The sequence below is a fragment of the Caulobacter sp. 17J65-9 genome (assembly GCF_010975005.1).
Taxonomy (GTDB): Bacteria; Pseudomonadota; Alphaproteobacteria; order Caulobacterales; family Caulobacteraceae; genus 17J80-11.
Genome location: NZ_JAAIVC010000020.1, coordinates 1 through 20,871, shown reverse-complemented (window position 1 = coordinate 20,871; position 20,871 = coordinate 1). Strand labels below are relative to the sequence as shown.

Genomic DNA, 20,871 nt, shown 5'->3' with positions numbered 1-20,871 from the left:
ATGTCGCTGTGGCGGACCTCCGGCGACGAAAGCCCCGGCGCGGCCTGGAACGCGCTGATCCCGCTGGCGGCCATCCTGCTGCTGGCGGCGCTGTTGCGTCTGCCGGCCGTCAACCAGCCGCTGGTCGACCTGTTCTGCTGGCGCGAGGCCAGCACGGCCATGATGGCCGACAACTTCCACCTGAAGAACTGGAACGTCCTCTATCCGGAGGTCAGCTGGACCGGGCCGGGCCCCAACTACCAGGGCCGCGAGTTCCAGGTGGTCAGCTACATCACCGCCCTGCTCTACGCCGCCTTCGGCTGGCACGACTGGTTCGGCCGGGCGGTGGCCGCCGCCTTCGGCCTGTGGAGCGTGGTCGCCCTGCACCGGCTGGTCGAGCGGCTGTCGGGGCGCGCCCAGGCCAACGCCGCGGCCCTGGTGCTGGCCCTGATGCCGGGCGCGGTGATCATAGACACGTCGTTCCTGCCCGACCCGGCCATGCTGGCCTTCGTGCTGACCGGCCTGTGGGCCCTGGTGGTCTGGCTGCAGACCGACCGGCCCTGGTTCCTGCCGCTGGCCGTCGCCTTCATCGCGCTGGGCATACTGGCCAAGCCGCCGGGCGTGGTCGTTCTCGCCCCGGCGGCCTACGCCTGCGCCAGCATCCTGACCCGCAGGGACGCCCTCACCCGCGGACGGCTGATCGCACTCAGCGCCGCCCTGGTCGGCGTGGCCCTGCCGACAGCGGCCTACTTCAGCTGGGCGGTCTGGCTGGGCACGCACTATCCGCCCTACCACGTGGCCGGCGCCGGCTACTTCTGGGACGACATGGCCGGCGCCCTGCGCGAAGGCTTCCACGTCAAGGCCGCGGCCCGCCATGCGCGCGAGTGGTTCCTGACCGTCCCGGTGTTCCTGCTGTTCGGCCTGGGGCTGTTCTCGGCGCCGCCCAGGGGCACGCGCGGCGCGCCCTGGCTGTTCCACGTCTGGCTGGCCGGCTGCGCGGTGCTCTACCTGTTCATCTCCAAGGAGATGACGGTCAATCCGTGGAACCTGCTGGTCTTCGCCGCCCCCGCCGCCGGCCTGGCGGGCCGCGGCCTGCTGATGGCGGCGGCGGCGTCCACCCGCCGGCTGAACACCTGGCCCGCCCGCGCGCGGCTGGCCGGCATGGTCGCCCTGATCGGCTGGTCGGCGGTCGAGGCGGCCGAGGTCGCCAAGCAACCGTTCGGGGCCGAGAGCCAGTACCTGGGCCAGCAGCTCGACGCCTTGGCCGCGCCGGACGACCTGGTCATCACCGCCGCCAGCGAGATCGGCAATCCGATCGCCATCTACTACAGCCGCCGGCGCGGCTGGGTCTTCCCGCCCGGCGGCGGCGCCCAGGCCTGGGACCGGGTCGAGGACGACGCCACGGCCGTCGCCACGCTGGAGAAGCTGCGCATGGGCGGCGCCGATTGGTTCGGCATGGCCAAGGACGCCATGGACCACCAGGGCCGCTACATGATGCAGCACAACCCCGGCCTGATCGCTCGCCTCGACAGTGTCGGCGCCCGCGTGGTCGACGACGACCGGATCGTCATCTGGCGCCTGCCGCCCGTCACGCCCGGCGCTTGAAGTCCTTGAGGATCTCGCGGGCCGCGTTGTGGCCCGGCGCGCCGGTGACGCCGCCGCCCGGATGGGTGCCCGCGCCGCACATGTAGAGCCCGGCCACCGGCGCGCGGTGGGCGCCGTGGCCCAGCACCGGGCGGGCGCTGAACAGCTGGTCCAGGCCCAGCTGGCCGTGGAAGATGTCGCCGCCGACCAGGCCGAAGGTCCGCTCCAGGTCCAGCGGCGACATGATCTGGCGGCCCAGCACCGAGGCCTTGAAGCCCGGCGCGTACTTGTCGACCGTGGCGATCATCAGGTCGGCCACCTCGTCGCGGTGGTTGTCCCAGGAGCGGCCGCCCGACAGCTGCGGCTCGACGTGCTGGCAGAACAGGCTGGCCACGTGCCGGCCCGGAGGCGCCAGGCTGTCGTCGAGCGTCGAGGGGATCAGCATCTCGACGATCGGCTCCTTCGACCAGCCGTCGCGGCGCGCGTCCATGAAGGCGCGGTCCATGTAGGCCAGCGAGGGGGCGATGATGATGCCCGCGGTCAGGTGGTCGCCCTGCTCCGGCAGGCAGGTGAACTTCGGCAGCTCCGACAGGGCCACGTTCATGCGGAAGGTGCCCGAGCCCGACCGGTAGCGCGCCATGCGCTCGCGGAAGTCGGCCGGCAGCAGGGCCGGGTCCAGCAGCTTCTCGAAGGTGAGCTTGGGGTGCAGGTTCGACACCACCGCCCGGGCCCGCAGGGTGTCGCCGGCGGCGGTGACCACGCCCACGGCGCGGCCGTTCTCGGTCAGGATCTCGCTGACAGCGCTGTCGGTGTGGATCTCCACGCCCTTGGCGCGGCAGGCCGAGGCCATGGCCTGGGTGATGGCGCCCATGCCGCCGATCGCGTGCCCCCAGGCCCCCTTCTCGCCGTTCACCTCGCCGAACACGTGGTGCAGCAGCACGTAGGCCGAGCCCGGCGTGTAGGGGCTGTTGAAGGCGCCGACCACGCCGTCGAAGCCGTAGACGGCCTTGATCGGGTCGCTCTCGAACCAGCCGTCCAGCCAGTCGCCGGCCGACTGCGAGAACAGGGCCAGCAGGTCGCGCCGGGCGGTCAGGTCCAGGCCGGCCATCCGCTTGCCCAGCGAGGCGGACTTCAGCAGCTCCGGCAGGGCCTGCATCCAGCCGCCCTCGACCATGTTGGGCGGGGTCTGCAGGACGATGTCGCGCAGCACGTCGGCGATGGCGTCCAGCCGCTCGCCGTAGGCGTCCAGCCGGTCGGCGTCCTTCTGCGAGAACTTGGCGACCTCGGCCTTGGTGCGGCCGCCGCCCATGGCCAGGTACTCGCGGTCGTTCAGCGGCAGGAAGTTGGCCAGCTTGCGCTTGACCACCTTCAGCCCGTGGCCGGGCAGGTCGAGGTCGCGGATGACCTTGGGATTGAGCAGGCTGACCGTGTAGCTGGCCACCGAGTTGCGGAAGCCCGGGTGGAACTCCTCGGTCACCGCCGCCCCACCCACGACCGAGCGGCGTTCCAGCACCGTCACCTTCAGGCCGGCGCTGGCCAGATACCAGGCGCAGACGAGGCCGTTGTGGCCGCCGCCGATGATCAGGATGTCGGTGGAGGAAGTGGTCACGGGGCGACTCGCTGCTCTTTCCCCAAGCTCTACACGATCCTTCTCCCCCTGAGGGAGAGGACGGAGCCCGCGCGCCGGAGGGCGTCAGCCCGGAGGCCCGCGCGGGAGGATGAGGGGTCGCACGGCCGGGTGCGGAGAAACCCCTCACCCTCCCGCGCAGACCTTCGCCCTTCGGGCTCCGGTGCGCGGGTCCCTCCCTCTCCCTCAAGGGGAGAGGGTTACACGCGCGGCTCGCCCGCCAGATACGCCCGGTCCAGCAGCGGCTTGCCGATCCAGTAGCTGAGCTCGGCGGGGGTCTCGATGTTCCACACCGCGATGTCGGCCGCCTTGCCGGCCGCCAGAGTGCCGATCCGGTCCTGCAGGCCCAGCGCCTTGGCGGCGTGGCGGGTGGCGCCGGCCAGCGCCTCCTCGGGCGTCAGGCGGAACTGCACGCAGGCCAGCGTCAGGCAGGTCTGCAGCGAGGCCACCGGCGAGGTGCCGGGGTTGCAGTCGCTGGCCACCGCCATGGCGACGCCGCACCTGCGGAAGGCCTCGATCGGCGGCGGGGTCTTCTCGCGCAGCATGGTGAAGGCGCCCGGCAGCAGCACGGCGACGACGCCGGCATCGCCCATCGCGCGGGCGCCGGCTTCGGAAGTGTGCTCGACGTGGTCGGCCGAAAGGGCGCCGTAGCGGGCGGCCAGCGCCGCGCCGCCGCCGTCGGACAACTGGTCGGCGTGCAGCTTCACCGGCAGGCCCAGCGCGCGGGCCTTCTCGAACAGCCGCGCGACCTCTTCCGCGCTGAAGGCGATCGGCTCGCAATAGGCGTCGACCACGTCGACCAGGCCCTCGGCGCAGGCGGCCGGCAGGATCTCGTCGATCGCGATATCGACGTAGAGCTCGCGGCTCGCCTTGTGCTCGGCCGGCACGGCGTGAAGGCCGAGATAGCTGGTCGACACCCGCACGCCGCCGACGCGGCCGACCTCGCGGGCGACACGCAGCATCTTGAGCTCGCTCTCGCGGTCCAAGCCGTAGCCGCTCTTGATCTCGACCGTGGTGACGCCGTCGCGGGTCAGGCCCGCCAGCCGGCCCAGCGCCTGGTCCAGCAGCTCCTGCGGGGAGGCGCCGCGCGTGCGGTTCACGGACGAGACGATGCCGCCGCCGGCGCGCGCGATCTCCTCGTAGGTCGCGCCCTTCAGGCGCATCTCGAACTCGTCGGCGCGGTTGCCGCCGAACACCAGGTGGGTGTGGCAGTCGACCAGGCCGGGCGTGATCCAGCGCCCGTCCAGCCGGTCGGTCTGGCGCGCCTTCACGTCGACCGGCAGGTCCGCCTGCGGCCCGATCCAGGCGATCTCGCCGTCGCGGATCAGCACGGCGGCCTTGTCGATCGACCCGTAGGGCGCGCCGCCCTCGACCATGGTCGCGGCGCGGCAGTCGATCAGCAGGCGGTCGTAGGTCATTCGTCGTCTCCGACAGGATCGGGGCCCCGGCCGATCGGCGGGGCGATCTCGCCCGACAGCACGTAACGCGTGCCCGGATAGGTCAGGCGCGCCACTGTCAGCACCGCGCCGTCGGGCGCGCGGGTGACCCGCTCGACCTCCAGCGCCGGCTCTTCGGGGCCCATGCGCAACAGGAAGCGCGTCTCCATCGGCGGCATGACCGCGCGCACTACGGCCCGTCCGGCCGGGTACGGCACCTTGCCCATCAGGAAGGCGAAATAGCTCTCGGCCGCCGGATCCAGATCTTCGACGCCGGGCACGCGGGCCGGGTCGATCAGGCGGTCCTCGATCTGCAGCGGCGTGTCGTTCTCGAAGTGCAGCAGGCGCGCGTGCAGCAAGCGCTCGCCGGGCGGAAGCTGGAACAGCGCCGCCTCCGTCGACGAGGCGCAGCGCACGTCGTGGTCCAGCACCTCGGTGCGGTGGCGCCCGCCCCGCTCAGTGATCTCGTCGGCGACGTCGGTCAGCCGGGCGTGCAGAACGTGCGCCCGCGGCGGCGCCACGAAGGTGCCCAGCCCCTTCACCCGGCGCAGATAGCCCTCGGCCGTCAGCGCCTTCAGGGCGTGGTGCACGGTCATCCGGCTGGTCCCGAACCGGGCGACCAGCTCGGTCTCCGACGGCACCCGCGCGCCGGGGGCCCATTCGCCGCCGACGATCTTCTCGAGCACGAAGGCGCGGATTTCGCCCTGCAGGCTGGAGGTGGGTTCGCGCAACGAAGCGACTCCGTGGACAACCTGCCTATACAACCGGACGAATCCCGCCGGGGCAAGGCCCTTAAGGGCGAATGACTCCGCTTGCGCGCCGCCGCCTCGGCCGCTAGCCTGAAACTTGCCTATACAAGCTGGATTCCCGAATGCGTCTGTTCGCGCCGCAAGCCCGCCTGCCGCACGGCTGGGCCGAGAACGTACTGATCGAGGTCGACGACCGTGGGCTGATCACCGCCGTCACCGAGGGCGCGAGCCCCGACGGCGCGACCCGCCTGCCCGGCCCGATCCTGCCGGCCATTCCCAACCTGCACAGCCACGCCTTCCAGCGCGGCATGGCCGGCCTGGGCGAGCGCCGCGGGGCCGAGGGCGACGACTTCTGGTCCTGGCGCGAGGTCATGTACCGCTTCCTCGACCGGATGACGCCGGAGGACCTGGAGACGGTGGCCGCGCGGCTCTACGTCGAGATGGTCGAGGCCGGCTATTCGCGGGTCTGCGAATTCCACTACGTCCACAACGACGCGCAGGGGCGCGCCTACGCCGATCCGCTGGAGACCGCCCGCGCCCACATCCGCGCGGCGAAGACCGCCGGAATCGCGCTCACCCTGGTGCCGGTGCTCTATTCGCACAGCAACTTCGGCGGCCAGCCGCCCAAGCACGGCCAGCGGCGCTTCATCCAGTCGACCGACGCCTACCTGGCTCAGATCGAGGCGCTGGGGATCGAGGCCGCGCGCGAAGGCTTCGACCTGGGCGTTAGCGTCCACAGCCTGCGCGCCGCCACGTCCGAGCAGATCGCCGAGGTGCTGAAGACCGTCCCGGCCACCCTGCCCGTCCACATCCACGTGGCCGAGCAGACCAAGGAGGTCGACGACTGCCTGGCGTGGTCGGGCAAGCGCCCGGTCGAGTGGCTGCTGGACAACGTCGGCCTCGACGCCCGCTGGCGGCTGGTGCACGCCACCCACATGACCCCGGAGGAGACCCGCCGCACGGCCGAGAGCGGCGCGGTGGCGGTGGTCTGCCCGACCACCGAGGGCAACCTCGGCGACGGCTTCTTCGACGTCGACGGCTGGTTCGCCGCCGGCGGCGCCTTCGGGATCGGCACCGACAGCCATGTCTCCATCGACCCGCGCGAGGAGCTGCGCTGGTTCGAGTACGCGCGGCGCCTGCGCCATCGTAAGCGCGGCCTGGCCGCCACGCCGTCCCAGCCCTATCCGGGCGCGCGCCTGTGGCTGGACGCGGCGGCGGCCGACGACCGCGGCGGCGGCGCGCCCACGGGTGCGATCGCGCCGGGCAAGCTGGCCGACTTCGTGGTGCTGGACACCGACGCCCCGCTGATCGGCGGCCGCTCCGGCGACGCCCTGATCGACAGCTTCGTCTTCGTCTCCAACGCAGGTCCCTCGCCCATCCGCGAGACCTGGATCAAGGGCCGCCGCGTCACCGACGCCGGCCGCCACCCGCAATCCGAACAGACCGCCCGCGCCTACGCCGAAACCGTGCGCCGGCTCGCGGCCGACTAAGGAATGAGCATGACCAAGAACCTCGGCAACGTCCGCACCGTCCGCGCCCCGCGCGGCCCGGAGATGAGCTGCAAGACCTGGGGCGCGGAAGCCGCGCTCCGCATGCTGATGAACAACCTCGACCCCGAGGTGGCCGAGCGGCCGGAGGACCTGGTGGTCTACGGCGGCATCGGCAAGGCGGCCCGCAACTGGGAAGCCTTCGACCGCATCGTCGCCTCGCTGAAGACGCTGGAGGCCGACGAGAGCCTGCTGGTCCAGTCGGGCAAGCCGGTCGGCATCTTCCGCACCCACCCGGACGCCCCGCGGGTGCTGATCGCCAACTCCAACCTGGTGCCCAAGTGGGCCGACTGGGCCCACTTCAACGAGCTCGATCGCAAAGGGCTCATGATGTACGGCCAGATGACGGCCGGCTCGTGGATCTACATCGGCACCCAGGGCATCGTTCAGGGCACCTACGAGACCTTCGTCGAGGCCGGCCGCCAGCACTTCGGCGGCGACCTGTCGGGCAAGTGGATCCTGACCGCGGGCCTGGGCGGCATGGGCGGCGCCCAGACCCTGGCCGCGACCATGGCGGGTGCCTCGTGCCTGGCGATCGAGTGCCAGCGCTCGCGCCTCGAAAAGCGCCTTGAGACCCGCTACCTCGACGTCGCCGTCGAAGACCTCGACGAGGCCCTGCGCCTGATCGACGAGAGCGTGAAGGCCAAGAAGCCGCTGTCGGTCGGCCTGCTCGGCAACGCCGCCGAGATCCTGCCCGAGCTGGTCAAGCGCGGCGTGCGCCCGGACATCGTCACCGACCAGACCAGCGCCCACGACCTGGTCAACGGCTACCTGCCGGCCGGCTGGACCGTCGCCGAGTGGGAAGAGAAGCGGGTCAGCGACCCGGCCGCGGTCGAGAAGGCCGCGCGCAAGTCGATCGTGACCCACGTGCAGGCCATGCTGGACTTCTGGAAGGCCGGGATCCCGACGCTGGACTACGGCAACAACATCCGCCAGGTGGCCAAGGACGAGGGCCTGGAGCACGCCTTCGACTTCCCGGGCTTCGTGCCGGCCTACATCCGCCCGCTGTTCTGCCGCGGCGTCGGCCCGTTCCGCTGGGCCGCCCTGTCGGGTGATCCGGAGGACATCTACAAAACCGACGCGGCGATGAAGAAGCTGTTCCCCGAGAACAAGCACCTGCACCAGTGGCTGGACATGGCCAAGGAGCGGATCGCCTTCCAGGGCCTGCCCGCGCGCATCTGCTGGATCGGCCTGGGCGACCGTCACCGCGCCGGCCTGATGTTCAACGAGATGGTCGCCTCGGGCGAGCTGAAGGGCCCGGTCGTGATCGGCCGCGACCACCTGGACAGCGGCTCGGTCGCCAGCCCGAACCGCGAGACCGAAGCCATGATGGACGGCTCGGACGCCGTGTCCGACTGGCCGCTGCTGAACGCCCTGCTGAACACCGCCGGCGGCGCCACCTGGGTGTCGCTGCACCACGGCGGCGGCGTGGGCATGGGCTACTCCCAGCATTCGGGCGTCGTCATCGTCGCCGACGGCACGCCGGAAGCGGCCAAGCGGCTTGAGCGCGTGCTGTGGAACGACCCGGGCACCGGGGTGATGCGCCACGCCGACGCCGGCTACGACATCGCCAAGGAATGCGCCCGCGAGCAGGGCCTGAAGCTGCCCTCGCTGGAGGCCTGAACCATGGCGAACGTCCTGACCCTGGGGGCCGGCCCCCTCTCCCTCGCCCAGCTGCGCCAGGTGCTGATCGCCCCGGTCCGCGTCGAGATCGCCCCTTCGGCGCTGGGCGCGCTCGACGCCGGCGCGGCGGCGGTGGCGAACATCATCGACTCCGGCGCGACGGTGTACGGCATCAACACGGGCTTCGGCCTGCTGGCCAACACCCGCATCGCCCGTGAAGACCTGGAGACGCTGCAGAAGAACCTGGTGCTGAGCCACGCCTGCGGCGTCGGCGCCCTGCTGCCCGACTCCATCGTGCGCCTGATGACGGTGCTGAAGATGGCCTCGCTGTCGCGCGGCGCGTCTGGCGTGCGGCGCGAGACGGTGCTGGCGCTCAAGGCGCTGCTGGACCACGAGGTCTACGCCTGCATCCCGTCCAAGGGTTCGGTCGGCGCCTCGGGCGACCTGGCGCCGCTGGCCCACCTGTCGGCCCTGCTGATCGGCTGGGGCGAGGCGCGCGTGAACGGCCGCATCATGCCGGCCGTCGAGGCCCTGGCCGTCGCCGGCCTGAAGCCGATGGTGCTGGGCCCGAAGGAAGGCCTGGCCCTGCTGAACGGCACCCAGTTCTCCACCGCGGTGGCCCTGGCCGGCCTGTTCGCGGCCGAGGACGTGTTCGCCGCGGCGCTGGCCGCCGGCGCCATGTCGCTCGACGCGCTGAAGGGCTCGGACACCCCGTTCGACCCGCGCATCCACGCCCTGCGCGGCCAGCCCGGCCAGATCGACGTCGCGGCCATGCTGCGCGGCCTGATCGCCGGCTCCGAGATCCGGGAGTCGCACCGCCACGAGTGCGGCAAGGTGCAGGACCCCTACTCGCTGCGCTGCCAGCCGCAGGTGATGGGCGCGGTGCTGGACGTGCTGCGCTCGGCCGCCCGCATGCTGGAGACCGAGGCCTGCGGCGTGACCGACAACCCGCTGGTGTTCGCCGACACCGGCGAAGTGCTGTCGGGCGGCAACTTCCACGCCGAGCCGGTGGCCTTCGCCGCCGACATGATCGCCATGACGCTCTGCGAGATCGGCAACATCTCCGAGCGTCGGACCTCGATCCTGGTCGACCCGAAGATGAGCGGCCTGCCGGCCTTCCTGGTGCGCGAGAGCGGGCTGAACTCCGGCTTCATGATCGCCCAGGTCACCGCCGCCGCTCTGGTGTCGGAGAACAAGATGCTGGCCCACCCGGCGGTGGTCGACACCGTGCCGACCTCGGCCAACCAGGAGGACCACGTGTCCATGGCCGCCCACGGCGCGCGCCGGCTGCTCGACATGGCCGACAACGCCGCCGGCGTGGTCGCGATCGAGCTGCTGTCGGCGGCGCAAGGGCTGGACTTCCTGCGGCCGATGCGCAGTTCCGCCCCCGTCGAACGCGCCCACGCCGAAATCCGGTCCCAGGTCGCGCCGTATGATCAGGACCGCTATTTCGCGCCCGACATCGAGCGCGCCTCGGCGATCGTGCGGTCCGGCTGGTTCCGCGCCATCGCCGGCGCCCTGCTGCCCTCGGAGGCCTGAGCCATGAGCGTCCCGCCGTTCCGTTTCCGTGAGGGCTCAAGCCCGCTGGTCGTGGCCATGCCGCACGTGGGCACCCACGTGCCGCCGGACATCGCCGAGGGCCTCACGGACCTGGGGCGGCGGGTGCTCGACACCGACTGGCACATCGACAAGCTGTACGGCTTCCTCGACGCGGCCGACGTCACCACGGTGATCGCCACCCACTCACGCACCGTGGTCGACCTGAACCGCGCGCCGGAGAACACCCCGCTCTATCCGGGACGGTTCGAGACCGGCCTGCTGCCCATGACCACCTTCGACGGCGAGCCGCTCTACCAGGCCGGCCGCGAGCCGGGCCAGGCGGAGACCGGGCGGCGGCTGGAGACCTACTGGCGGCCCTACCACGGGCAGCTAGCGGCCGCGCTCGACGCCGTGAAGGCCAAGCACGGCTACGCCCTGCTGCTCGACGCCCACTCGATCCGGGCCGAGATTCCGATGCTGTTCGAGGGCCGCCTGCCCGACGTCAACGTCGGCACCGCCGATGGCGCCAGCGCCTCCCCGGCCCTGACCCAGCGCCTGGCCGAGGCGCTCGGCGCCCAGGACGCCTTCACCTGGGTGGTCAACGGCCGGTTCAAGGGCGGCTGGACCACCCGCAACTACGGCAAGCCGGCCGAGGGCGTGCACGCGGTGCAGTTCGAACTGGTGCAGGCCGCCTACATGCACGAGGCGAGGCCTGAGACCTTCGATCCCGCCAAGGCCGAGGCCATGCAAGGGCTGCTCAAGACGCTGGTGGCCGAGATCGCCGCCTTCCGGCCCTAGGGCTCCAGCGGGCGGAACGAGATCGCGGCGTAGCCGCCGTACTCGTCGGAGCAGGTCATCACGCCGTTGCCGACAATGTCGCCCATCCGCCCATAGTTCGGCCCGAGCCCCGGCTCGAAGTCGATGACCCAGTGATTGCTGGCGCCCATGAACAGGCCGATCCTCGCGCCGTCGGACGCCCGGGTCACGATCGTGCGCTCGCGCGCCGCCCGCCAGGCCTCGACGTCGAGGCGGCCGTCCGCGTCGGCCGGCTGGATCAGATCGAACTCGGTCAGCGGGCTGTCGACGAGATCGCTGCGGTAACGGATCACGAACCAGCCCGGCCCGCGGATATCCAGCCGGGGCGGCGGTGACGGGTCGATTTCGCGCCGCAGGTAGGAGAAGTAATAGCGGTCTTCCGGATCGCCGCGCGCGTCATCGTCCAGCCGCAGGTCGGCTGCCCCCATCCCGGGGGCGAACTCGACCATCCAGCGGTCGCCGCGGCGCGCCAGCCGGCCGATCCGGGCGCCGTCCGGGGCCTCGACGACAGCGCGTTCGCGCGCGCACCCCCAAGCGTGTACGTCGATCAGGTCGTCGGGCGAGACCGGCATCCGCACGTCGAATTCGGCCGGTTCGACCTCGACGCCCTCGCGGGCCCGATAGCGTGCGACGCGCCACACGGCCCGGCGGCCGGCCAGATCGTCGCGAAGCTTCGCCGCCCGATCGCTCAGGGCCAGCTTCGTCGCGAGGAAACGGAAGCGATCCAGAAAGCTCATCAGTCCCTCCTCCGCGCGCTGATATGGCGACGCCAGAGAATCGGGCAAGCTGACCTAGGCCATCGCCCCGGCGGCCATGGCCGCTTCGAACGCTCTGTCCGCCACGCGCGTACGGGCCAGCGTGCAGAACGCGGCGAGCATTTCGCCGGGACTGCGGTCGTTGGCGGCGTCCAGGCCCAGGCCGCTGAGCGCCCAGTCCAGGATGTGGCTGTTGCGGCTCAGAGCGGCCTCGCCCATCTCCTCCAGGAGGAGCAGGCTGGCGCCCAGAAGCTCGACGTCGGACGGTTCGCACTCACGTGACATGCGAATCATCCGAATCTGATTTGGTGAACGAAAGATTCACGACGTCGTCGGCCATCGCCGCCGGCGCCGGCCGCCCCCTCTTTACGACGTGGTCACCCCTCCTGGGGCCTGATGAGCCGAGTCGCCGGTGGGGCGACCTCGACGCGCGCGGCAGGACTGGCGGATGTATCCGAACACCCTGGACCAATGGTGGTCGCATCTTTCGCAGGCGGCGAGCGGCGTGCTGAACGCCGCGATCCTGGTCGGCTGCCTGACGCTGCTCATTCACCACAGGGATCTGCGCGGCGCGTTGAAAAGGGCGGCTCCGAAATCGCTGCGGTTCAACCTGATCGCCCTGGCCTTCGACACCGTGCTCGTCCTGGCGCCGCTCACCTATCTGGCGGCGGTCACCCAGCAGTTCCTTCGCGCGCAAGGGCTGGTCCTGCTGGACGGCGCGCCCCTGGCTCAGCTGCCTCCCGTCGTCGTCGTCCTCGTGGCCGTCTTCTTCGGCGACTTCATAGCCTATTTCCGACATCGGCTGGAGCACTCGCGGCTGCTGTGGCCGTCCCACGTCATGCACCACAGCGACACGGACCTGAACTGGACGTCGGTCTACCGCTTCCATCCGATCAACCGCCTGACGACGGTGATCATCGACTACGGCGTCCTGGTGGCGCTCGGCTTCCCGCCGTACGCGATCGCGCTCAACGGACTGGTCCGGCACTACTATGGAATGTTCGTCCACATGAACGTGCCCTGGACGTTCGGTCCGCTGGGCTGGCTCTTCGTCTCGCCGGCCATGCACCGCTGGCATCACGTGCTGGAAGGCGAAGGCGTCGGGTCCAACTTCGGTTCGGTCCTGGCGGTGTTCGACCGCCTGTTCGGCACCCACTACCTGCCCGGGCCCTGCGACAAACCCCTCGGCGTGACCGACGTGGACAACGACTCGATCGTCCGGCAGCTGGCGCTTCCGTTCACGCGCGCCGCCGCGTTCGTCGCCGAACGGGTCAGACCGTCCGCGTCCGGCCAGGTTCGCGCGTAGCCTCACGCATTCTCGACGGTGTTCGGATTGCGAACACGGCGCTATACCCGGCGCATGTCCGACACTGCCCCCACCGCCCGCGTCATCGACGGCAAGGCCTACGCCGCGGCGCTGCGCGCCCGCATCGCCCGCGCCGTCGAAATCCTGAAGCAACGCCATAGCCTGCAGCCCGGCCTGGCGGTCGTGATCGTCGGCGAGGATCCGGCCAGCCAGATCTACGTGCGCAACAAGGGCGAGCAGACTCACGAAGCGGGCATGCGCTCCGACACCCACCGACTGGACGCCTCGACCACCGAGGAGCAGCTGCTGTCGCTGATCGACGCCCTGAACGGCGACCCGCACATCCACGGCATCCTGGTGCAGCTGCCGCTGCCGGCGCACATCGACGCCACCAAGGTGCTGGCCGCCATCGACCCGGACAAGGACGTCGACGGCTTCCACATCATCAACGTCGGCCGCCTGGCCGCCGGGCTGCCCGGCCTGGTGCCCTGCACCCCGCTGGGCTGCCTGATGCTGCTGAAGGACCTGCACGGCGACCTGACCGGCAAGCGCGCGGTGGTGATCGGCCGCTCCAACATCGTCGGCAAGCCGATGGCCCAGCTGCTGCTGGCCGAGAGCTGCACCGTCACCATCGCCCACTCGCGCACCAAGGACCTGCCGGCGGTCTGCCGCGAGGCCGACATCCTGGTCGCCGCCGTCGGCCGGCCGGAAATGGTCAAGGCCGACTGGGTCAAGCCGGGCGCGACGGTGATCGACGTCGGCATCAACCGCGTGCCCTCGCTGGACCCGGTCAAGGCGGCCGAGGGCAAGACCCGCGTGGTCGGCGACGTCGACTTCAAGGAGGCCGCCGCGGTGGCCGGCGCGGTCACCCCGGTGCCGGGCGGCGTCGGGCCGATGACCATCGCCTGCCTGCTGCTGAACACCTACACCTCGGCCTGCCGTTCGGCCGGGATCGAGCCTGAGCTGCCGGAGCTCGCCGCTTGAGCCGGGTCGTCGTCGTCGGAGCCGGGCACGCCGGCGGGTCGGTCGCGGCCTTCCTGCGCCAGTTCGGATTCGAGGGCGAAATCGTCCTGATCGGCGAAGAGCCGCTGGTCCCCTACCAGCGCCCGCCGCTGTCGAAGGCCTGGCTGAAGGGCGAGGCGGATTTCGACAGCCTGCTGCTGCGCCCCTCGGAGTTCTACGCCGAGGCCGGGGTCGACCTGCGGCTGGGCGAGCGCGTGGTCGAGATCGACCGGCGGCTGAAGCTGGTGCGCCTGTCGAACGGCGAGCCCGTCTCCTACGACCATCTGGTGCTGGCCACGGGCTCGGTGACCCACAAGCTGCCGGTGCCCGGCGGCGACCACCCCGCCCTGCTGGAACTGCGCACCGCCGCCGACGCCGACAAGCTGAAAGCCCGCCTGACGCCCGGCGCGCGGCTGATCGTCGTGGGCGCCGGCTATGTCGGCCTGGAGGTCGCGGCCTCGGCCCGCGCGCTCGGCTGCGAAGCGATCGTCGTGGAGCGTGAGGCGCGGGTGATGGCGCGGGTCGCGTCGGAGCCGCTGTCGAAGTTCTTCGAGGGCTACCACCGGTCCAAAGGCGTCGAGATCCTGACCGGCGCGGCGGTGACCGCGATCGAGGCGCAAGGGCGCGCCGTGCGCCTGGCCGACGGCCGGGCGGTGATGGGCGAGGCGGTGCTGGTCGGCATCGGCGCCGCCGCCAACGACGCCCTGGCGCGAAACGCCGGCCTGGCCTGCGACGGCGGGATCGTCGTCGATCTGGAGGCGCGCACCTCCGACCCGGCGGTGTTCGCGGTCGGCGATTGCACCCGCCGTCCCCTGCCGATCTACGAGGCCCGCGCGCGGCTGGAGAGCGTGCCCAACGCCCTGGAACAGGCCAAGCAGGCCGCCGCCGCCATCGCCGGCCACGCGGCCCCCGCCGGCGAAGTGCCGTGGTTCTGGTCCGACCAGTACGACCTCAAGCTCCAGATGGCCGGCGTGGCGATCGGCGCCGACCGGCTGATCGTGCGCGGCGATCCGGCCGAGGCGAAGTTCGCCGTCTTCCACCTGATCGGCGACCGCGTGCTGGCGGTCGAAGCGGTCAACGCCCCGCCCGAGTTCATGGCCGGCAAGCAGCTGATCGCCAAGCGCACCCCGGTGGACCTCGCCAAGCTGGCCGACCCGGCCGTGTCGATGAAGGCGGTGGCGCTCTAATACCTTCTCCCGCAAGGGGAGAGGGTTCTAGGTCCCAAAGTCCCGCATCACCGCCCCGGTCAGCTCGGCCACCCGGCCCAGGACGTCCGGCGGCACGGACTTGTCGGCGACCAGCAGGTCGTCGGCTTCCCCGGCCGCGGCGCTGAGCTCGGCGAAGCCGAAGGTGCCGGCGGCGCCGGACAGGCGGTGGACGACGAAGCGCAGATCCTCGGCCGAGACCGCCTTCGGGTCGGCCAGGGCGCGTTCGATCACCGGCAGGTCCTCGGCGCAGCGCGCGGCGAAGCGCCGTTTCAGGGCTTCGAACCGGTCCTCGAGCTCGCTCACCCGGCCGCGCGCGACAGGATGGCCCGCAGTTCGAGGGCCAGGGTCATCGGGTCGAAGGGCTTGGTGATCACGCCGACCGCTCCCAGCGACAGGAAGCGCGCGGTCTCGTGGGCCTGAGCGCGCGCGGTGATGAAAACGACCGGGGTCTCGGCGTGTTCCGGCCGCTTGCGGAGGGCCTCCAGCACGGCCGGGCCGTCCATCACCGGCATCATCACGTCCAGCAGCACCACGTCCGGGCGGAAACCGCTTTCGTCCAGGATCGACAGGGCCTCGCCGCCGGAAGCGGCCGATTTGACCTCCAGGTCCGGGTCGATCTCCAGCGCCATCACCGCCACGTCGCGGATGTCCGGCTCGTCGTCGACGTAGAGGATCTTCACTCGGAGCCCTCCTCGCGAACCACGTCGTGGACGGCGCTGACCAGGTCGGCCAGCGAGGTGCGCGACTTGACCAGCACCGCCGCCACCGACGCGCTGAGATCGCCGGAGGTGTCCTGGGCGGAGAACACCACCACCGGGATCGGCGCGCCCTCGTCAGTCTTCAATTCCGGCAGCAGGTCCAGGCCAGAGCCGTCCTGCAGTTCGAGGTCGAGGATCACCAGGTCGGGCTTGCGCTCGGCCAGGCAGGCGCGCGCCTCGGCCAGGCCCGCGACGGACAGGACCTCGCAGCACTCGCGAAGCGCCGTGGCCACGATCTCGCGGATGTCCGGGTCGTCGTCGACGTGCAGCACCACGGTGGCGCCGGGCGCGGCCTGGCCGACGGTGTTGCGCACCAGGTCGGCCAGCCGGTCCGGATCGACCGGCTTCTCGATCCAGTCGGTGACCTCCAGCGCGCGCACGTCGCGGGCGCGGCCGCGCGCGCTCTCGCCGGAGACGATCACCACCGGCATGCCGCGGGTCTCGGGGCGGGTGCGCAGCTCGCGCACCAGGTCCATGCCGTCGCCGTCGGGCAAGCGCAGGTCCAGCACCAGGGCGCCGTGGCGGCCCTCGGCCAGGATCTTGCGCGCCTCGGCCAGGGTGTCGGCGGAGTCGACCTTCAGGCCCTCGTCCTCCAGCGTCGCCTGCAGCATGGCCGAGGCCAGGGCGTCGTCCTCGACCAGCAGCACGCGGTCGCGCGGCTGCTCGGGCGCGTCGTCCAGGGCCGGCAGGTCGAGGTGGAAGGCGGTGCCGCCGTCCTCTGGGCTCTCGAACCACAGCCGCCCGCCGTGGCGCTCGGCGATGCCCTTGGCGATGTGCAAGCCCAAGCCGGTGCCGCCCTTGCCCCGCGCGTCCGACGCGTCCGCCTGGGCGAAGCGGGTGAAGATGCGGTCGCGGAAGGCGGCCGGAATGCCCGGCCCCGCGTCGACCACGCTGACCCGCGCCTTGCTCCCCTCGCGCGCCACCCGCACCCGCACGGCGTCGCCGCGCGGCGAATACTTCACGGCGTTGGAGATCAGGTTGTTGAGGATCTGCACCAGGCGGTCGGAGTCGGCCCGCACCTTGACCGGCGGTCCGGGCTCCAGGGCCAGCTCGACCCCGAACTGGTCGGCGTAGCCGCGCATGGCGTCGATGGCGCGCGTGGCCGTCTCGGCCAGGTCGATCGGCGCCATCAGGAACGGCAGGGTGCCGGACTCCAGCTTCTCCAGGTCCAGCATGTCGTTGATCAGGCGCACCAGCCGCTGGCTGTTGGACTGGGCGATGCCGATCAGGCGCGCGGCCTTCTCCGGCAGCGGCCCCGCCGCCCCGCCCGCGACCAGGCCCAGCGAGCCGGCGATCGAGGTCAGCGGCGTGCGCAGCTCGTGGCTGACGGTCGAGACGAACTCGTCCTTCAGGCGCTCGACCTCGCGGCGGCTGGAGATGTCGCGGATGAAGATCACCGCGCGCTCGCCCTCGGGCAGGTGGGCGTAGGTGACCGACACCTCCATCGGGAAGGTCGAGCCGTCCTTGCGCTGGCCCGTGACGTCGCGGCGATAGCCGCCCTGCTGAACCTTCTCGGGCGACCACAGGATGCTGAGCGCCCCGTCGGCCTCGTTCGGCGGGCGGATCTGGCGGGTGTCGACGCCGTCCAGCTCGCCCTCCTCGTAGCCGAACAGCCGCTCGGCCGCCGGGTTGGCGTTTTCGATCAACCCTTGCTGGGTGACCAGCAGGATGCCGTCGGTGGCGGCGTCGAACACCGCGCGCTGGCGTTCGTACTGGCTCTCGATCGAGTACAGCAGCGCCTTGCGGGTCCGTTCGTGGCGGCGGACCAGGAAGACGATCACCGCCGCGCCGACGCCCAGGCCCAGGAACTGGACCACCACGATCCACTCGATCCGGTCGGCGCTTCGGCTCTGCTCGCGCAGGCCGCGGGTGATGGTGGCGTCCTCGACCTGGGTGATGGCCTCCATGCCCTCCCGGGTGCGCCGCATCAGGTCCTCGCCCGCCCCGCTCGCGACCGAGCGCTGCGCGGCCGGCTGGCCCTGCTGGTCGCGCAGGCGCATGACCTCGCGCATGTTGTCCAGGCGCTCCGTCACCAGGGCGTGCAGCTCGTCGAGGCGCTGCTTCTGCGCCGGTTCGGCGGCGAGGCTGGTGGCCAGGATGCGCCATTGGGCGACCAGATGCTGCGCCTTCACCTCGAACTCGCGCCGGAACGCCGGCTGGCCGGTCAGGGCGTAGTTGAGCTCGGCGCTTTCGGCGCTCTCCAGATACTGCTGCGCTTCACCGAGCACGCGCCGGTGCTCGATGTCGGCGTGCAGCGCGTTCTTCAGCGCGCGGGCCTGTTCGAGCTCGTGAAACAGCCAGATGCCGGTGGCGGTCAGGAAGGCCGCGAGCACGACGCCGAGAACGGCGGCGGCGCGCGCTCCCGGCGCGCGCGGGCGATCAGGCGCGAGGGGCCGCTGCATCGCCGGTCACCGCGGCCTCGAGGTCCGCTTCGGAGATCGGCTTGGTCAGGCTAGCGTCGGCGCCGATCTGGCGGGCCAGATCCAGATAGATCTGCGGCCCCACACGTCCCCCGCCCGAAATGGCCACGATGCGAAGATCCGGACGCGTGCGGCGCAGCTGGCCGATCGCCTCCAGCCCGTCGCGGTCGGGCATCAGGATGTCCACCACCGCCACGTCCGCCTTGCGGGTGCGGATCAGCTCGATCCCCCGCTCGGCCGAGTCCGCCTCGAACACGTCGTGTCCCGTGCCCCTGAGCACGTCGGCCAGGCGGGCGCGGACCAGTTCGTCGTCCTCGATGATGCAGACGGTCTTGCCCACGGGGGTGCGGCTCCAAGTTCGTCTCCAACTCACTAGGGGCGCGCGGGCGTCCCGGCAAGCACGGACACCGTCGATCAATGATCGTGTTCGGTCTTCGCAGTGCAGCATGTTGCGCGGCGGGATGGCTTTCCCTAAGGACAGCGGGCGGCGCAGGAGAAAGATCCACGATGCGTAAGGTGTACCCCGACGCCAAGGCGGCGCTCGACGGCCTGGTGTTCGACGGCATGACCGTCATGTCCGGCGGCTTCGGGCTTTGCGGCATTCCCGAAAACCTGATCCTCGGCCTGCGCGAATCGGGCGTGAAGGGTCTGACGGTCATCTCCAACAACGCGGGCGTGGACGACTTCGGTCTCGGCCTGCTGCTGTGGACCAAGCAGATCAAGAAGATGGTCTCGTCCTACGTGGGCGAGAACAAGGAGTTCGAGCGCCAGTACCTGTCCGGCGAGCTCGAGCTGGAGTTCAACCCGCAGGGCACGCTGGCCGAGCGCATCCGCGCCGGCGGCGCCGGCATCCCGGCCTTCTTCACCGCCACCGGCGTCGGCACCCTGGTGGCCGAAGGCAAGGAAGTGCGCGAGTTCAACGGCCGCAAGTACGTGATGGAGACCGGCCTGGTCGCCGATCTGGCCATCGTCAAGGCCTGGAAGGCCGACGAGGCCGGCAACCTGGTGTTCCGCAAGACCGCCCGGAACTTCAACCCGATGATGGCGACGGCGGGCAAGACCACCGTGGTCGAGGTCGAGGAGATCGTGCCGGTCGGCTCGCTGGAGCCCGATCAGATCCACACGCCCGGCATCTACGTCGACCGGATCGTGAAGAGCACCTTCGAGAAGCGGATCGAGCAGCGCACCGTGCGCAAGCGGGAGACGGCCTGATGCCCTGGACGCGCGACCAACTGGCCGAACGGGCCGCCAAGGAGCTGCGCGACGGCTTCTACGTCAACCTGGGCATCGGCATCCCGACCCTGGTGGCCAACTACATCCCCAAGGGCATGACCGTCACCCTGCAGTCGGAAAACGGCATGCTGGGCATGGGTCCCTTCCCCTACGAGGGGGATGAGGACGCCGACCTGATCAACGCCGGCAAGCAGACCATCACGGAGCTGCCGGAGAGCGTCTATTTCTCGTCGGCCGACAGCTTCGCCATGATCCGCGGCGGCCACATCGACCTGTCGATCCTGGGCGCGATGGAAGTGGCCGAGAACGGCGACATCGCCAACTGGATGATCCCGGGCAAGCTCGTGAAGGGCATGGGCGGGGCCATGGACCTGGTGGCCGGCGTCAAGCGCGTGGTCGTGGTCATGGAGCACGCCAACAAGCACGGCCAGTCCAAGGTGCTGAAGCGCTGCACCCTGCCGCTGACCGGGGCTGGCGTGGTCAACCGCATCGTCACCGACCTGGCCGTGTTCGACGTGAAGCCGAACGGCGGCGGGCTGGAGCTGATCGAGCTGGCCCCCGGCGTGACGCTGGACGAAGTGACGGCGAAAACGGAGGCAGCCTTTACGGTTTCCGAAACGTTAAAAACGCTGGCATAGTCGCCCCGGGGACACCGCCGGTCGGCGACGGCCGGCGGCACGGGAGGCTGATCAATGTCTGTGGCGACCGCGCCGAAACCTGACGTGCTGCGCGCCGCCGACGCTTCGCGGGTGGCGGCGATCCGCAACAGCCTGGACCTGAACGACGCCGAAGCGGTGGTGCTGTTCGGCGAGCGCGCGCGGCGCGAAGTCACCGCCAGCACCGAGCGGCTGCTGGCCGAGGTGCGCGGCCGCGACGTGGCCGAATCCGCCGAGATCCTGAAGCGCGCCGCCAAGACCATCGACGCCCTGGACGCCTCCACGCTGGAGGCGCGCGGCCTGTTCGCCAGCCACGCCGGCCGCCTGAAGAAATTCCGCGCGGGCTTCGAGGAAGCCGCGGCCATGATCGAGGGCCTGGAAGGCGACCTGAAGGAGCGCGCCGAGCGCCTGAGCCACAAGGTCAAGGCGCTGAACGCCCTGCACGACCAGGCCAAGACCTTCATCCTCGAGCTCGACGCCTATCTCGACGCCGGCCGCGCCGGCCTGACCGAGGCCGCCAAGGCGCTCGCGACCCCGGCGCCGGGCGCGGAAGGCGTGGCGGTGGCGGAGGTCGCCCCGGCCCGTGATCCCGAGCGCGTGGGCCGCCTGAGCCGGCGCCTGACCGAACTGGAC

Annotated in this window: 20 protein-coding genes; 11 read left to right on the top strand and 9 right to left on the bottom strand. The window is 71.1% G+C overall.

Features of this window, described 5'->3' with window-relative positions:
- A complete protein-coding gene (locus tag G3573_RS05735; RefSeq protein ID WP_163259992.1) occupies nt 1-1,584 on the top strand; it encodes a glycosyltransferase family 39 protein in 1,584 nt (527 codons plus the stop codon).
- Here G3573_RS05735 and G3573_RS05730 read toward each other — a convergent pair.
- The 3 genes from G3573_RS05730 to G3573_RS05720 form a co-directional block, all read right to left on the bottom strand.
- Nucleotides 1,568-3,172 (bottom strand): NAD(P)/FAD-dependent oxidoreductase, encoded by a 1,605-nt coding sequence (locus tag G3573_RS05730; RefSeq protein ID WP_163259990.1) that lies wholly within the window; start codon nt 3,170-3,172, stop codon nt 1,568-1,570. The genes G3573_RS05735 and G3573_RS05730 overlap by 17 nt on opposite strands.
- Nucleotides 3,173-3,390: 218 nt before the next feature.
- Complete coding sequence (gene hutI / locus G3573_RS05725; RefSeq protein WP_163259988.1) at nt 3,391-4,608, bottom strand: imidazolonepropionase; 1,218 nt, start codon at nt 4,606-4,608, stop codon at nt 3,391-3,393.
- Nucleotides 4,605-5,357, bottom strand: coding sequence for a UTRA domain-containing protein (locus G3573_RS05720; RefSeq protein WP_163259986.1), 753 nt, complete (start codon nt 5,355-5,357; stop codon nt 4,605-4,607). Before G3573_RS05720 ends, hutI begins: the two co-directional genes overlap by 4 nt.
- 140 nt (nt 5,358-5,497) lie before the next feature.
- On the opposite strand from G3573_RS05720, the gene G3573_RS05715 reads away from it, so the two are divergent.
- Genes G3573_RS05715 through hutG form a run of 4 tightly spaced genes read left to right on the top strand, consistent with a single transcriptional unit; the run spans nt 5,498 to nt 10,882 of the window.
- Nucleotides 5,498-6,865: a formimidoylglutamate deiminase gene (locus tag G3573_RS05715; RefSeq protein WP_163259984.1), complete on the top strand. Its 1,368-nt coding sequence runs from the start codon at nt 5,498-5,500 to the stop codon at nt 6,863-6,865.
- A gap of 9 nt (nt 6,866-6,874) precedes the next feature.
- On the top strand, nt 6,875-8,545 hold the full coding sequence (gene hutU, locus G3573_RS05710; protein WP_163259982.1) for a urocanate hydratase: 1,671 nt from the start codon (nt 6,875-6,877) through the stop codon (nt 8,543-8,545).
- Between the two features lie 3 nt (nt 8,546-8,548).
- Nucleotides 8,549-10,084, top strand: coding sequence for a histidine ammonia-lyase (hutH, locus tag G3573_RS05705; RefSeq protein ID WP_163259980.1), 1,536 nt, complete (start codon nt 8,549-8,551; stop codon nt 10,082-10,084).
- Between the two features lie 3 nt (nt 10,085-10,087).
- Nucleotides 10,088-10,882 (top strand): N-formylglutamate deformylase, encoded by a 795-nt coding sequence (gene hutG / locus G3573_RS05700; RefSeq protein ID WP_163259979.1) that lies wholly within the window; start codon nt 10,088-10,090, stop codon nt 10,880-10,882.
- Here hutG and G3573_RS05695 read toward each other — a convergent pair.
- Together G3573_RS05695 and G3573_RS05690 are read right to left on the bottom strand one after the other, a co-directional pair.
- Nucleotides 10,879-11,637 carry a hypothetical protein gene (locus tag G3573_RS05695; protein ID WP_163259978.1) on the bottom strand — a complete coding sequence of 253 codons (759 nt, stop codon included), beginning with the start codon at nt 11,635-11,637 and terminating at the stop codon, nt 10,879-10,881. The two genes, hutG and G3573_RS05695, sit on opposite strands and share 4 nt — an antisense overlap.
- Before the next feature lie 54 nt (nt 11,638-11,691).
- Complete coding sequence (locus tag G3573_RS05690) at nt 11,692-11,940, bottom strand: hypothetical protein (RefSeq protein WP_163259977.1); 249 nt, start codon at nt 11,938-11,940, stop codon at nt 11,692-11,694.
- 163 nt (nt 11,941-12,103) lie between these two features.
- On the opposite strand from G3573_RS05690, the gene G3573_RS05685 reads away from it, so the two are divergent.
- From G3573_RS05685 to G3573_RS05675, 3 genes are read left to right on the top strand one after another with little or no spacing between them, the layout of a single operon-like run.
- Nucleotides 12,104-12,961 carry a sterol desaturase family protein gene (locus G3573_RS05685; RefSeq protein WP_163259975.1) on the top strand — a complete coding sequence of 286 codons (858 nt, stop codon included), beginning with the start codon at nt 12,104-12,106 and terminating at the stop codon, nt 12,959-12,961.
- A 54-nt stretch (nt 12,962-13,015) separates the two neighbouring features.
- Nucleotides 13,016-13,945, top strand: a complete 930-nt coding sequence (gene folD, locus G3573_RS05680) for a bifunctional methylenetetrahydrofolate dehydrogenase/methenyltetrahydrofolate cyclohydrolase FolD (RefSeq protein WP_163259973.1) — start codon at nt 13,016-13,018, stop codon at nt 13,943-13,945.
- Nucleotides 13,942-15,150 (top strand): FAD-dependent oxidoreductase, encoded by a 1,209-nt coding sequence (locus G3573_RS05675; protein WP_163259971.1) that lies wholly within the window; start codon nt 13,942-13,944, stop codon nt 15,148-15,150. Before folD ends, G3573_RS05675 begins: the two co-directional genes overlap by 4 nt.
- A gap of 27 nt (nt 15,151-15,177) precedes the next feature.
- Here G3573_RS05675 and G3573_RS05670 read toward each other — a convergent pair whose 3' ends face one another.
- The 4 genes from G3573_RS05670 to G3573_RS05655 are packed head-to-tail and all read right to left on the bottom strand — an operon-like array spanning nt 15,178 to nt 18,689.
- Nucleotides 15,178-15,474 (bottom strand): Hpt domain-containing protein, encoded by a 297-nt coding sequence (locus G3573_RS05670; protein WP_163259969.1) that lies wholly within the window; start codon nt 15,472-15,474, stop codon nt 15,178-15,180.
- Nucleotides 15,471-15,851, bottom strand: coding sequence for a response regulator (locus G3573_RS05665; protein ID WP_163259967.1), 381 nt, complete (start codon nt 15,849-15,851; stop codon nt 15,471-15,473). The genes G3573_RS05670 and G3573_RS05665 overlap by 4 nt, the downstream gene beginning before the upstream one ends.
- A complete protein-coding gene (locus G3573_RS05660; protein WP_163259965.1) occupies nt 15,848-18,331 on the bottom strand; it encodes a response regulator in 2,484 nt (827 codons plus the stop codon). Before G3573_RS05660 ends, G3573_RS05665 begins: the two co-directional genes overlap by 4 nt.
- Nucleotides 18,309-18,689, bottom strand: coding sequence for a response regulator (locus G3573_RS05655; protein ID WP_163259963.1), 381 nt, complete (start codon nt 18,687-18,689; stop codon nt 18,309-18,311). Before G3573_RS05655 ends, G3573_RS05660 begins: the two co-directional genes overlap by 23 nt.
- A gap of 167 nt (nt 18,690-18,856) precedes the next feature.
- On the opposite strand from G3573_RS05655, the gene G3573_RS05650 reads away from it, so the two are divergent.
- From G3573_RS05650 to G3573_RS05640, 3 genes are all read left to right on the top strand, one after another.
- On the top strand, nt 18,857-19,561 hold the full coding sequence (locus tag G3573_RS05650) for a CoA transferase subunit A (protein ID WP_163259961.1): 705 nt from the start codon (nt 18,857-18,859) through the stop codon (nt 19,559-19,561).
- Nucleotides 19,561-20,220, top strand: a complete 660-nt coding sequence (locus tag G3573_RS05645) for a 3-oxoacid CoA-transferase subunit B (protein WP_163259959.1) — start codon at nt 19,561-19,563, stop codon at nt 20,218-20,220. Before G3573_RS05650 ends, G3573_RS05645 begins: the two co-directional genes overlap by 1 nt.
- Nucleotides 20,221-20,274: 54 nt before the next feature.
- Nucleotides 20,275-20,871, top strand: a 597-nt coding sequence (locus G3573_RS05640) for a toxic anion resistance protein (RefSeq protein ID WP_205598090.1), incomplete at its 3' end; no start/stop codon positions are given.